General features: G+C 41.3%; 12 protein-coding genes. 6 read left to right on the top strand and 6 right to left on the bottom strand.

The genetic code is table 11. The features are described from left to right. Window positions 1-13 precede the first annotated feature (13 nt). Window positions 14-1,744 (bottom strand): arginine--tRNA ligase, encoded by a 1,731-nt coding sequence (gene argS, locus M1F17_RS11395; RefSeq protein ID WP_094962957.1) that lies wholly within the window; start codon window positions 1,742-1,744, stop codon window positions 14-16. 165 nt (window positions 1,745-1,909) lie between these two features. On the opposite strand from argS, the gene M1F17_RS11390 reads away from it, so the two are divergent. The 5 genes from M1F17_RS11390 (at window position 1,910) to M1F17_RS11370 (ending at window position 7,549) form a co-directional block, all read left to right on the top strand. Beyond that, entirely contained in the window at window positions 1,910-2,464 is a 555-nt protein-coding gene (locus M1F17_RS11390) for a VOC family protein (protein WP_094962958.1), read from the top strand. 181 nt (window positions 2,465-2,645) lie between these two features. After that, complete coding sequence (gene cutC, locus M1F17_RS11385; RefSeq protein WP_004255070.1) at window positions 2,646-3,407, top strand: copper homeostasis protein CutC; 762 nt, start codon at window positions 2,646-2,648, stop codon at window positions 3,405-3,407. Window positions 3,408-3,719: 312 nt separating this feature from the next. Further along, on the top strand, window positions 3,720-6,143 hold the full coding sequence (locus tag M1F17_RS11380; protein WP_110591666.1) for a DMSO/selenate family reductase complex A subunit: 2,424 nt from the start codon (window positions 3,720-3,722) through the stop codon (window positions 6,141-6,143). A 10-nt stretch (window positions 6,144-6,153) separates the two neighbouring features. Beyond that, window positions 6,154-6,771 carry a DMSO/selenate family reductase complex B subunit gene (locus M1F17_RS11375; protein WP_096864850.1) on the top strand — a complete coding sequence of 206 codons (618 nt, stop codon included), beginning with the start codon at window positions 6,154-6,156 and terminating at the stop codon, window positions 6,769-6,771. 1 nt (window position 6,772) lies between these two features. Further along, window positions 6,773-7,549, top strand: a complete 777-nt coding sequence (locus tag M1F17_RS11370) for a dimethyl sulfoxide reductase anchor subunit family protein (RefSeq protein WP_094962961.1) — start codon at window positions 6,773-6,775, stop codon at window positions 7,547-7,549. Window positions 7,550-7,604: 55 nt separating this feature from the next. Here the strand turns inward: M1F17_RS11370 and cmoB are convergent, their stop codons facing one another. From cmoB to M1F17_RS11345, 5 genes are all read right to left on the bottom strand, one after another. Continuing rightward, window positions 7,605-8,576, bottom strand: a complete 972-nt coding sequence (gene cmoB / locus M1F17_RS11365) for a tRNA 5-methoxyuridine(34)/uridine 5-oxyacetic acid(34) synthase CmoB (RefSeq protein WP_094962962.1) — start codon at window positions 8,574-8,576, stop codon at window positions 7,605-7,607. A 2-nt stretch (window positions 8,577-8,578) separates the two neighbouring features. Next, window positions 8,579-9,328 carry a carboxy-S-adenosyl-L-methionine synthase CmoA gene (gene cmoA, locus M1F17_RS11360; protein WP_004255051.1) on the bottom strand — a complete coding sequence of 250 codons (750 nt, stop codon included), beginning with the start codon at window positions 9,326-9,328 and terminating at the stop codon, window positions 8,579-8,581. Between the two features lie 131 nt (window positions 9,329-9,459). Then, window positions 9,460-9,858 carry an MAPEG family protein gene (locus M1F17_RS11355; protein WP_004255048.1) on the bottom strand — a complete coding sequence of 133 codons (399 nt, stop codon included), beginning with the start codon at window positions 9,856-9,858 and terminating at the stop codon, window positions 9,460-9,462. A 150-nt stretch (window positions 9,859-10,008) separates the two neighbouring features. Further along, window positions 10,009-10,413: an NUDIX domain-containing protein gene (locus M1F17_RS11350; RefSeq protein WP_318836989.1), complete on the bottom strand. Its 405-nt coding sequence runs from the start codon at window positions 10,411-10,413 to the stop codon at window positions 10,009-10,011. 106 nt (window positions 10,414-10,519) lie between these two features. Beyond that, on the bottom strand, window positions 10,520-10,843 hold the full coding sequence (locus M1F17_RS11345) for a DUF4377 domain-containing protein (RefSeq protein WP_004255044.1): 324 nt from the start codon (window positions 10,841-10,843) through the stop codon (window positions 10,520-10,522). A 511-nt stretch (window positions 10,844-11,354) separates the two neighbouring features. On the opposite strand from M1F17_RS11345, the gene aspS reads away from it, so the two are divergent. Further along, window positions 11,355-13,124, top strand: a complete 1,770-nt coding sequence (gene aspS / locus M1F17_RS11340) for an aspartate--tRNA ligase (RefSeq protein WP_004255040.1) — start codon at window positions 11,355-11,357, stop codon at window positions 13,122-13,124. Window positions 13,125-13,126: the final 2 nt, after the last annotated feature.

Raw genomic sequence — 13,126 nt, 5'->3', positions numbered from 1 at the left:
TTATTGATTTGAATTACATTCTTTCAACGGTTTCAATACCCAGAGTATCTAAGCCCGTTTTTAGAGTTTTTTGAGTTAATGCAGCCAGTTTCAAGCGGCTTTGGCGCTGGGCTTCGTCATCGGCTGACAAGATAGGGCAGTGCTCATAAAAGCCTGAGAATAAACCAGCTAGTTCATATAAATAAGCACACATCACATGAGGTGTACCATCACGAGCGACAGTTAGAATGGTTTCTTCAAACTGTAACAAACGTGTCGCAAGCGCAATTTCACGTGGGTCTTGTAATGAAATAGGCAGAGTTAAGTCTGCATGGGTTAAATTGGCTTTCTTGAAAATAGAAGCCACTCGAGTATACGCATACTGCATATACGGCGCGGTATTTCCTTCAAAAGCTAACATGTTGTCCCAATCGAAAATATAATCTGTCGTTCTGTTTTTGGACAAGTCAGCGTATTTAACGGCGCCAATACCGACAACATTTGCGACATTGAGCAATTCATCTTCAGGCATATCTGGGTTTTTCTCACGGATCAGCGCTTGAGCACGTTCAACCGCTTCATCCAGTAAGTCTGATAAACGAACGGTACCACCTGTACGAGTCTTAAATGGTTTGCCATCTTTACCTAGCATCATACCGAACATGTGGTGCTCAAGTGCCATTGATTCAGGGATATAACCTGCTTTACGGACGATGGTCCATGCTTGCATTAAATGTTGATGTTGGCGAGAGTCAATATAGTAAAGTGAGCGGTCAGCATGAAGGGTTTCATAACGGTATTTCGCACAGGCAATATCAGTTGTTGTGTACAAGAAGCCACCATCTTTTTTCTGGACGATCACGCCCATTGGTTCGCCTTCTTTATTTTTAAATTCGTCGAGGAAAACAACCGTTGCGCCTTCACTCTCAACAGCTAAACCTTTGGCTTTTAAGTCTGCAACAATACCGGGTAGCATACTGTTATATAAGCTTTCGCCCATCACGTCATCTTCGGTTAAAGTGACATTTAAACGGCGATAGGTTTCTTGGTTTTGCTGCATAGTGATATCCACTAATTTGCGCCACATTTGACGACAATATTCATCACCGGATTGCAGTTTCACAACGTAGCCACGAGCGCGGACTGCGAATTCTTCATCTTCGTCGTAGTGTTTTTTGGCTTCGCGATAAAATTCTTCGAGGTCGGCAAGTGCCATATCTGTGGCATCTTCATTTTGAACTTTCTCAAGATAGGCAATTAACATACCAAATTGCGTACCCCAATCACCGACGTGGTTGGCACGGATGACTTTATGACCAATAAATTCTTGAGTACGTGCCGCAGCATCACCAATAATGGTGGAGCGTAAGTGGCCTACGTGCATTTGTTTCGCGACATTAGGCGCAGAATAGTCAATGACAATCGTTTCAGGCTTGACGGGCGCGATGCCTAAGCGCTGGGAAGCCAATGCCTCTTCAACATGCTTTTCAACCCAAGTTGGCTCAAGGAAAATATTAATAAAGCCGGGGCCTGCAATTTCAACTTTGCTGGCAATCCCTTCCAAATCTAAGTGATTAACAAGCTGTTCAGCCAGTTGTCGCGGAGCTATCCCCATCTTTTTAGCAGCGCCCATCACTCCATTGGCTTGGTAATCACCAAACTGAGCTTTAGCGGATTGACGCACAAGTGCATCACTGTCTTCTGGAGCACCCGCTGCTAACATCGCAGCACTAATTTTATCTGAAAGAATCGCCTGAATATTCACCGAATTACCTTAAATTACGAACATAGTTACCGCATTGTGCCATCACATGCGCATAACTAAAAGGTGGAAGAGAAAAATCGGCAGCTTTTATACCACATTTTGGGGCTCTCATGCTACAGTCTGCGCCACTGTTTAGCAGATAAGTTTTTGTAAAGGGGGCGTTAAGTGCCACAGTTTAGCAAAATTTCGCAATTACAAGATTTATGGGATGACCTACCTATATTCATAGGTAAATTACAACAGATGGCGCAAGAGATAAACGTATTATTGTCATCCTTTCCGATTGACCATATTTCAGTGCGTTGTCATCATATTGCAACTGCAGAACGTTGGCACCAAGGGTTAATGCAATGTGCCCAACTTTTATCTGATAATATAATTAATGGCCGACCGATTCGTTTATATGAGCTAAGTGAGCCATTAAATATCGCGGGTCAAGATGTATTTATCATTGAGTTGCCTTTTCCAAAGGACAAAATTTACTCGAAAGAAAGTTGGGAACATATCGAAATGGTAATAGATGTTGAGCCGAATCAGCTAGAAACCGCGGCATTGCAGTTGTTACCTGAACCTTTACCCCAAGGGTATAGCATTAAAATGAGCCAACCCAAAGGGCAGCAAGAAAGGTTGCCAAATCCAACATTAGCAGTGTCAAATGGTGAGATAACAGTTAAATACCATCCATTCCCGCTAAAAAAGATAATTGAAAGTGAAAAATAAGTGATGTAATTAACGTTATTGATCAATAGTACCCGTTAACTTTTGGCGGTGTGATATCTATCCGATAACATTTTTTGATAAATGGCATTATTAGGCGAATTGTTAACGTTTAACATTAAATCTTTCATTATTTTTTGGGCACATAAAGCCAGTGTTTTATTGCTCTATTTCGGAGGTTATCATGGCAAAACTGGAAATCTGTTGTTTCGGAATTGAATGTGCCCAAGTGGCTCAAGAATATGGTGCAGATCGTATCGAACTGTGCTCTGGCGCCGCTGATGGTGGTCTGACACCCAGTTATGGTTACCTGAAATTAGCGAAAGAGAAACTACATATTCCAGTTCATCCTATTATTCGTCCTCGTGGTGGCGATTTTTGCTATAACATCAGTGAGTTTGATGTGATCCGTGAAGATTTAATCATGATTAAGGAAATGGGCTTTTCAGGTGCCGTTATCGGTATATTAGATAGCGAAGGGCGTATTGATATCAATAGGATGCAAACGTTGATGGAAATAGCACAAGGAATGAATATTACTTTCCATCGTGCATTTGATATGTGTATTAACCCATCGTTAGCTTTAGAACAATTAAAGGAACTCGGCGTGGCTCGCATTTTAACTTCTGGGCAGCAACAAAGCGCGGAGTTGGGCTTACCTCTCTTGAAAGAGTTACATGAAAAAAGCCAGCAAATCAATGGCCCACAAATTATGGCGGGTGCGGGCGTACGTTTAGCTAACCTAAGTAAATTCATGGAAATCGGTTTATCTGAGGTACACAGTTCCGCAGGGAAAACGGTACCATCAACCATGAGTTACCGCAAAGTAGGCGTTACAATGGCTTCTAATAGCGAAACCGATGAATTTACTCACTATTGTGTGGACGGCCCTACAGTAGAAGCGATGAAGGACTTTATTTCTATTACAGAAAAAGTTTCCGTTTAATTGCCGCTAGCCATAATACGCAGCTTTACTATTTACCTGCACGGCTTTGATATGGAAATTTTAAATAGATTGTTATTCACTAAGGAAAATCAATTAGTTGGTTTTTCTTAGTGTTTATTAGCTACCATGTAGTTAATTATTGCTAAAATAGTCGATAGAAATACTAATAATATGACTTATTTATCATTAATAGCTTAATTATTGCTTGTGTTGATGCATGTCAATTAACCACTTTTTTTATAAGGCTACTATCTAATTACTATAAGAATACTAAGTAATTCAATTTATAATAATTAATAAGGTAGCAATGTAATGATTAATAAAATCAGGGAAACAGCGCTGAGTAGGCGACAGTTTATTCAAACTTCTGCCTCTATCGCTACAACAACGGCTATCGCCAGCTCTATCTCTCTACCTTTTTCCGCTCAAGCAACACCAACCATCACAATTCAACCAGATGAAGTCAGTGAAAAAATCAAATACAGCGCATGCTTAGTTAATTGTGGCAGTCGTTGCCCACTTAAAGTACATGTGAAAGATGACGTCATTACTCGTATATCGAATGAAACCATGTATGACGACACGCAATTTGGTTTACATCAAATACGTCCTTGTTTGAGAGGGCGCTCTGTTCGCTGGAAAACCTATAACCCAGACCGCTTGAAATACCCATTATTACGTACAGGTAAACGGGGAGAAGGCAAGTTTAAACGGATCAGTTGGGATGAAGCAACGACGATTGTGGCGCAAAAATTGCGCTCAACCATTGATACATATGGCAATGAAGCGATTTACTATCAGTATGGTTCAGGATCTACCGGTGCTAATTTACAAGGACGTAATGCTTGCAAGCGGTTATTAAGCCAATTAGGTGGGTTTCTTGACCAACATGGAACCTACTCAACCGCACAAATAAACGGTGTTATTCCGTATGTTTATGGCAAGTTGGATGATTCGCTGTTATCTGAAATAGCCAATAGCGATTTAGTCGTCATGTTTGGCCATAATATCGCGGAAACACGGATGTCCGGTGGTGGGCAATTCTACGAAACCTTAAAAGCGTTGGAAAAAAGCCAAGCTAAAGTCATTATTATTGACCCACGTCGTACTGATAGCGTGACAACACTAGGTGCTGAATGGATCCCGATTTATCCGGGCACTGACGGTGCGCTTGTCGCTGCGATTATCCATACATTAATTAAAGAACAATTAACGGATGAAGCCTTTTTAGCTCAATACTGTGTGGGTTGGGATAGTCAGACACTCCCTGAGTCTGCACCAAAAAATGGTTCCTATAAGGATTATATTTTAGGGCTCGGTGATGATGGTATTGAAAAAACGCCGCAGTGGGCTAGCCAAATTACAGGCGTCTCACCAGCTCGTATTATTCAACTGGCTCGTGAGCTGGGTAATGCAAAAGCCGCGTGGATTTCTCAAGGTTGGGGGTTACAAAGAACGGCATCAGGTGAACAAGCTGCACGGGCTGTGATGATGTTACCCATTGTTACGGGGCATATTGGACGCCCAGGAACGAATGCGGGAGGATGGGGAGGAAACGTAGCGTATTCTGTGCCAGGTTTTGCTATTCCAAACCCAGTTAAAACCAAAATTCCGTGTTTTATGTGGACGGATGCGATAGCGCGCGGTACCGAAATGACCGCGACAAACTCGACACTGCTCGGTAAAGAACGACTTGAAACCAATGTGAAGTTTTTATGGCACTATGCGAGTAATGTCACGGGTAACCAACATTCTGACTTAAATAAAACCCACAAAATTCTAACGGATGAGTCCCTATGTGAATTTATTTTGGTTTGGGATACGCATATGACGCCATCGACTAAATATGCGGATTTAATTTTACCTGATGTGACCAGTGTTGAATCGAATGATTTAATTAATAACTCGTATGCCAGTGGTGCTTACCATTATGCTATCCGCCTACAAAATGCGATTACGCCATTATGGGAATGTCGCCAATCTTATGATGTTTTAACTGATATCGCTGAAAAACTGGGTATTAAAGACCAATTTACCGAAGGCCGTACTCATGAGCAGTGGATAGAACATTGCTATAACTTGATGCGAGAAAAAAATCCACATTTGCCAACATTCGAAGAAACGAATGACATGGGAATTGTTGATAGAAAATTGGCGAATAGTGCAGATTATATTGCTTTAAAACCATTCAGAGATTCACCTGAAACCTCACCATTACCAACACCATCGGGTAAAATTGAAATTTATTCAGAAAGGCTCGCTAAGATAGCGAAAGAGTGGGATTACCCTGCTGACCAGCGAATACCTGCTGTGCCTGAATATTGTGTAAATACTGAAGGCGTCGAAAACAAGCAAGCTAAACAAAAATACCCGCTGCAAATGACTGGCTATCACGATAAAGGCCATGCGCATTCTTCATATTTTAATATTGCGATGCTACGCGAAGCCGTTCCGCACCAGTATTGGATTAACCCAATTGATGCGTCTGCTCGTGGTATTCAAGATGGTGATATGACTGAAATTTTCAATGACCGTGGACGTATGCATATTAAAGCAAAAGTGACAGAACGCGTATTACCCGGTGTGATTGCAGTTCCGCAAGGTGCTTGGCGAGAAGTCAATGAAGAGGGGGTCGATATTGGTGGCTGTATTAATACACTCACCACACAGCAGCCTTCCGCTCTCGTTAAAGGAAATCCGCAACATACTAACTTAGTTGACGTGAAACGTGCATAAGGAGTGACGAATGAAACAGTATGGTTTTTATTTTGACTCAACAAAATGCACAGGTTGTAAAACGTGTCAGGTGAGTTGTAAGGATGAAAAGGACCTTGATTTAGGGCCTAAATTCCGTCGGGTATACGAGTTTGGTGGTGGAAGTTGGCAACAGCAAGAGGGGATATGGCAACAGAATGTTTATAGTTACTATCTATCAATTTCCTGTAATCATTGTTCTAACCCTACCTGTGTTGCAGGTTGCCCAACCGGTGCAATGCATAAACGTGAACAAGATGGGTTAGTAGTAGTAGACCAAACCATTTGTGTCGGGTGCCGTTACTGCGAACTACGTTGTCCATACGGCGCACCACAGTATGACGAAAAGAAAAAATTGATGAGTAAATGCGATGGGTGCTATGAGCGGGTCGAAAAAGGGATGAAACCTGTTTGTGTTGAATCTTGTCCACAACGCGCATTGGACTTTGACGATATCAACATTCTTCGCGAGCGCCATGGCAATATTAGTGGGATTGCCCCCATGCCAAACCCAGCTCTTACTAATCCTAATATTGTCATTAAGCCGCACAAGGATGCTAAACCTTGCGGTGACAAGAGCGGTAAATTACAAAACCCAGCAGAGGTATAACATGCACGAACTTCCACTCGTTTTTTTCACCGTATTGGGGCAGTCGGCAGCAGGTTTATATTTATTGGTATATGCGAGCCGAAAACTGGGCATGTTGAGCGAAACCCAATTGCGTCATGCCAATATAGCGGCATTTGTCATTATGATCATTGCGCTAGCCATCGGTGGGCTACACGTTGGGCAGCCTCTGCGCTTCTTTAATATGCTTTTAGGTGTAGGCCGATCACCAATGAGTAATGAAGCTTTGCTTAGTGGTATTTTTGTTGCTTTTGGGGCTGCAACTTTATTATTCACCTTGTTTATTAAAAATAAAGTGCTGAGTGAACTGTGTAATGTTGCCACGGTTATTTTTGGTTTGGCATTCGTCTGGTCAATTCCTCAAGTGTATAATATTGCGACGGTAGCCAATTGGTTTACTGTTTTCACAACCGTACAAATGTGGATGACTCTGTTAATTGCTGGTGGCGCATTGGCTATTCTATTCGGTGCTCAGCGGTTAGGGGCGATGGCATTTTTGATTGGTTCAATTATTATTTTTGCCACTCGTGCCGCTTATGTGTCATTTTTAGGCGAAACAGGACCAGAGATTAGTGCAGAACAAGCTGGTTTTTGGAGCTTCCAGTTAGTCGTATTAGCGGTGATGCTGTTCGTTTATCCGGCTCTGTTATATCGCGGAAGAAACTCATCTGTAATATTAGGCTTATGTGCGCTAGCCGTTATTTTAGCGGAGTTAGCTGGCCGAATTGCCTTCTATAATTTATGGCAAATAACAATGTAATATCTTGATAAAAATGAAATAAAATGCCTACGGCGTAATTGCCATAGGCATTTTTTTATGGTTTACGAGCAACTAAAATAGCGCGTAATGGTGCAGGGTAGCCCTCGATAGTTTTGGTTTTATCATTAGGGTCTAAAAATTCAGCCAATGAATCTGTTTTCATCCATTGTGTGCGGCGTTGCTCTTCCAAAGAGGTCACTTCTTGGTCAACAATCCGGACATCAACAAAACCACATTTTTCTAACCAAACTTTGAGCATTTTAGCGGAAGGAATAAAATAGACATTACGCATTTGAGCATAACGGTCACCGGGGATCAAACACTGAAATTCATCCCCCTCAATAACTAGACTCTCTAAAACCAATTCACCTTCGCTCACTAATTGGTTCTTAAGTTGCCACAAATGGTCGAGCGGTGAACGGCGGTGATAAAGTACACCCATTGAAAACACAGTATCAAATGCCTTTAACTCTGGCAGTTGTTCGATACCTAAAGGCAATAAGTGCGCACGTTGGTCATCGCCCAATAATTTTCTCACCGCCTCAAATTGGCATAAAAATAATTCAGTTGGGTCGATACCGACAACAAATTTGGCATCTTGCCCTAACATACGCCACATGTGATAGCCACTGCCGCAACCGACATCTAAGACATAACGGTCCTTTAGTGATGAAATATGGGGTAATACGCGATCCCATTTCCAGTCAGAACGCCATTCGGTATCAATATTCACACCATAGAGAGAAAAAGGGCCTTTACGCCATGGCATTAATTGTTCAAGAATATTATTCAGGCGCCGAGTTTCACCCGCAGTGAGCTCGGGTTCACGTGTAGCAGTCACGCTGTTGCGTAAATCTAAATCAGTTGGGACCATTACAGGTAGGTTATCTAGCATTTTTTCCCATGAAGAAAAACCACCGTGTAACCCTTGTTTTTTCCATGCTGAAAGTTGTGCCGGAAGCGTTTCAAGCCAATGACTTAGGGGGCTAACCGCAATTTGTTGGTAAAAACGACCAAAATCAATCATGCTTAGGCCTCTTTAACCGCTAACAGTGAACCAAAATTAAAACACTGGAACCAAACTTCACAGTGAGTAAAACCCGCATTTTTTAAACGCGCTTTATGTGCTTCAACAGAATCTGTGAGCATCACGTTTTCTAACATGCTACGTTTTTGGCTGATTTCTAATTCGCTATAGCCATTCGCCCGTTTGAAGTCGTGATGCATATTGAATAATAACTCACCGATTTCTTTATCTTCGAAGTTAAATTTCTCAGAAAGGACTAAAATACCGCCGGGTTGTAGCCCTTGATAAATTTTACTGAGTAATAATTGGCGATCTTCTGGGTTGAGAAACTGCAAAGTAAAATTGAGCACAACCATAGAGGCGTTTTCAATATTTACATCACGAATATCACCTTCTATAACTTCAACCGGTGTGTCAGCGCGATAGGCATCAATATGGCGGCGGCAACGTTCAACCATTGCAGGGGAGTTATCAACAGCAATAATTTTGCTTTTTTCTACTGTAATATTACGCCTTATCGATAAGGTTGCTGCACCTAAAGAGCAGCCTAAATCGTAAACATGGCTGTTGGGTTTGACAAAGCGACCCGCTAGCATGCCAATCATCGTAATAATATTAGAGTAGCCTGGCACGGAGCGTTGGATCATATCAGGGAATACTTCAGCAACTTTTTCATCGAATTGCCAGTCACCAAGGTTAGCGATAGGCGCAGAGAAAAGGCGGTCTTTTGAGGTTGGATCCGAGTTTGACATAAGTTCTGTATTAATCAAAAACAAAAGTAGGGAAGGATTGTATCAGAAAGGCAGTCTACTGAAAATCAATCCATAAGCAATGAAATAATGAGCGGCACATTAATAATTCGTGCCGTTACAGAGAATAAAAACTAAAGATTAAATGAAACGATTTGTAGCCAAGGTAGGTAATAAGTATTGGCGATAACCATCAGCGCCATGGCAAGGTAAGTTGCTACCATGCCTGAACGGCGATATGAGTAATCGTGATTTTTTAAACCATAAGAGTGCAGTATTCGCCCTGCAATTAAGATCAAGCCACAAATATGAATCATCCACACTTGTGCGCCATTCATTTCCATTAAAAGCAATAAAATTAAAGAGATGGGAATGTATTCGATGGCATTACCATGAACGCGGATTGCGGTTTGTAACTCATAAAAACCGCCATCACCATAAGCTATACGGTATTGATTACGCAGCTTCACAACATTTAAGGATAATCTAAGCAGCAGTAAGGCACCCAGTACAGCGTACAAAGAGCTGACCATTTTTTACTCCACCATAAAACGAATCAAACTATGAAAACACCTAAAAATATAAGTTATAGTAATGGGTATTAACAATATTTGGTGAATTGTAAATCCTAAAAAGCCGTTCGACAAATGAAATCACAACTTTTTTAAGTAATCATATATGCTTTATTGAATTAATCCGTCTTTTTTTAATTGTGACAGAATGGTCACTGCCGTGCTTGAGCAGCGAGGTAAATCGTTAATGCTAAACCAATCCAATTCGGCAATCTCAGCAGCAGGATGGGATTCGCCTCTATAGTCCGCAAAGTAGCAACGAATACGGACTTGCGTTCCATCTGATTTTCCATCAGCAGGGCCAATAAACTCGCCATAAAACCGGATAGAACTGATAACTAAGCCGAGTTTTAATTCTTCGGCAATCTCACGGCAGAGTGCTTGTACATCCGTCTCACCTTGTTCGCGTTTTCCACCGGGTATATAAAACAAACTTTTATTATGGGAACGCACCATCGCAATTTTGTGATCTGATAGGGTGATTAACCCAAGCTTATCGATGATTTTAACACTCATAATAGGGTCACTCTATTATTTACTGATGATAAATAATTATGGTTATAAGTGAGTCATTAAGTAAACTGATAAAATTACTTAATGACTTAAATTAAATTTTTAAATGCTATTTCTTTTCAACGATTTTTATCAATTCATAACGAATACTTGGGGCATCAGCCGGTGGGTTAGGTACATCGAATTGCTTCACTTGTACAGTATAAGAGAAGCCTGGTTGATATTCGAAGCCTTGAATTGAGCTATAAAAAAGTTGCCAGTCATCACTTGGGTTTTCTTTCACTTTCATACACTTCATTGGGGCAACGCCCATACAATCAGCAAGTGAAGAATCAATATAAAAAGTTTTTGTATTATCAGTCTCTGCGGGTTTCATGTTTTGGCATCCAGCGAGTAGTACGAACATGGAAGTGGCAAGTAAAAATTTTTTCATGGGCAATCCTTAAACTGCAGATGATGATTAATTCAGCGTTATATCTATATATTTTTGATTATAGCAAACTGAAAAAGGTAACGATTCTGAAATAGAAAGATTAATGATTAAAGAGGTATTTATTAATCAATAATTGAATTGGAATGCATCAAGTGGTGATTTTTTACTCAAAAAGGCTTCAAACTGATGAAATAAACCTTTGCTGCAATATGTACATGGTGCGGATAGTCCCTTAAAATCGATAGGATCATCGTGATAGACGTCTATCTCGCTATTCAATTTTATTATTGTTGATTAGTAAAACAATAATTGATGAAAATATGATTAAAAACAAAATGGTTTACGCGTTATGTAGAATACGTAACTATTTGTCTAACAGAATTTCCTGTATAATGTCTGCCTTTTTGACATTCTGAATTTTCAGCCCGTGTTTCGCAAATAAATAGGGTTCAGCAAAATGCCAAAATCCCGCAGCAAGCAAAAGCACAACAGCTGAGTAAAAGGATATTGTATGCGTACTAATTATTGTGGGCAGTTAAACATCGCTCACGAAGGCCAAAAGGTCACTCTTAGTGGATGGGTAAACCGCCGCCGCGATTTAGGTGGTTTGATTTTTATCGATATGCGTGACCGTGAAGGTATCGTGCAAGTTTTCTTCGATCCCGATCGTAAAGACATATTTGAAAAAGCGTCAGAGCTGCGTAATGAGTTCTGTATCCAAATCACAGGGACAGTACGCGCACGTCCAGATAGCCAAAAAAATAAAGACATGGCAACGGGCGAAATTGAAGTTTTTGCTGAAGAACTGAATGTTTTTAATAAGTCAGAGCCACTGCCGTTAGATAGCAACCAAACAAATACAGAAGAGCGTCGTTTAAAATATCGTTATTTAGATTTACGTCGCCCAGAGATGTCTGACCGTCTGCGTACGCGTGCTAAAATCACCAGCTTTGTTCGTAACTTTATGGATAAAGAAGGGTTCTTGGACGTTGAAACGCCAATGCTAACCAAAGCAACGCCAGAAGGTGCTCGTGACTATTTAGTACCAAGCCGTGTTCATAAAGGTAAATTTTACGCATTACCACAATCACCACAATTATTTAAACAATTGCTGATGATGTCAGGTTTTGACCGTTATTATCAAATCGTAAAATGTTTCCGTGATGAAGACCTACGTGCGGACCGTCAACCTGAATTCACCCAAATCGATGTTGAAACCTCGTTCATGACCGCAGAGCAAGTGCGTGAAATTATGGAACGTATGATCCGTAATTTATGGTTAGAGGTAAAAGGGGTTGATTTAGGTAATTTCCCAATCATGACTTTTGCGGAAGCTATGCGTCGTTATGGTTCAGATAAACCAGACTTACGTAACCCAATGGAGCTGGTGGATGTTGCGGATATCGTAAAAGATGTTGAATTTGCGGTGTTCTCAGGCCCAGCAAACGATCCGAAAGGTCGTGTTGCGGCCCTGAAAGTCCCCGGTGGCGCAGCTATGACCCGTAAACAAATCGACGAATATGGTCAATTCGTTGGTATTTATGGTGCGAAAGGCTTGGCTTGGATGAAAGTCAACGAGCGAGCTAAAGGCCTTGACGGTATTCAAAGTCCAGTTGCAAAATTCTTGAGTGAAGACGTGATTAACCAGTTATTAGACCGTACTGGTGCCGTTGATGGCGATATCTTGTTATTCGGCGCGGGCGCGAAAAATGTGGTGACCGATTCAATGGGTGCGCTACGCTTGAAAGTCGGTCGTGACTTTGAATTAACCGATTTAAATAGCTGGCAGCCACTGTGGGTGATTGATTTCCCAATGTTTGAAGATAATGGTGAAGGCGGGTTAACTGCGATGCACCATCCATTTACGTCTCCTAAAGATTTCTCACCTGAAGAACTGGCGAGTAAACCTGAAGAAGCCGTTGCTAATGCGTATGATATGGTCATCAATGGTTACGAAGTTGGCGGTGGTTCAGTCCGTATTCACCGCAACGAAATGCAACAAACGGTATTTAGTATTTTAGGTATTAATGAAGAAGACCAACGCGAAAAATTCGGTTTCTTATTAGATGCATTGAAATATGGTACACCACCACATGCAGGCTTAGCATTTGGTCTTGACCGTTTAGTGATGCTGTTAACAGGAACGGATAATATTCGTGATGTTATTGCTTTCCCGAAAACAACAGCGGCCGCGTGTCTAATGACGAATGCACCGAGCCATGCTAACCCGGATGCATTAACGGAACTTGCTATCGCTGTGGTTGCGAAAGACGAAGAGTAAGT

Origin of the sequence: Providencia sp. PROV073 (assembly GCF_033688125.1) — a bacterium.
Taxonomy (GTDB): Bacteria; Pseudomonadota; Gammaproteobacteria; order Enterobacterales; family Enterobacteriaceae; genus Providencia; species Providencia hangzhouensis.
The sequence above is the reverse complement of the archived record's forward strand: the minus strand, read 5'-3'. Positions and strand labels throughout refer to the sequence as shown.

Coding starts and splice junctions, on each gene's coding strand:
- cutC (WP_004255070.1), top strand. CDS start 2,646: ATGGCAAAACTGGAAATCTGTTGTTTCGGAATTGAATGTGCCCAAGTG.
- M1F17_RS11380 (WP_110591666.1), top strand. CDS start 3,720: ATGATTAATAAAATCAGGGAAACAGCGCTGAGTAGGCGACAGTTTATT.
- M1F17_RS11375 (WP_096864850.1), top strand. CDS start 6,154: ATGAAACAGTATGGTTTTTATTTTGACTCAACAAAATGCACAGGTTGT.
- M1F17_RS11370 (WP_094962961.1), top strand. CDS start 6,773: ATGCACGAACTTCCACTCGTTTTTTTCACCGTATTGGGGCAGTCGGCA.
- cmoB (WP_094962962.1), bottom strand. CDS start 8,576: ATGATTGATTTTGGTCGTTTTTACCAACAAATTGCGGTTAGCCCCCTA.
- cmoA (WP_004255051.1), bottom strand. CDS start 9,328: ATGTCAAACTCGGATCCAACCTCAAAAGACCGCCTTTTCTCTGCGCCT.
- M1F17_RS11355 (WP_004255048.1), bottom strand. CDS start 9,858: ATGGTCAGCTCTTTGTACGCTGTACTGGGTGCCTTACTGCTGCTTAGA.
- M1F17_RS11350 (WP_318836989.1), bottom strand. CDS start 10,413: ATGAGTGTTAAAATCATCGATAAGCTTGGGTTAATCACCCTATCAGAT.
- M1F17_RS11345 (WP_004255044.1), bottom strand. CDS start 10,843: ATGAAAAAATTTTTACTTGCCACTTCCATGTTCGTACTACTCGCTGGA.
- aspS (WP_004255040.1), top strand. CDS start 11,355: ATGCGTACTAATTATTGTGGGCAGTTAAACATCGCTCACGAAGGCCAA.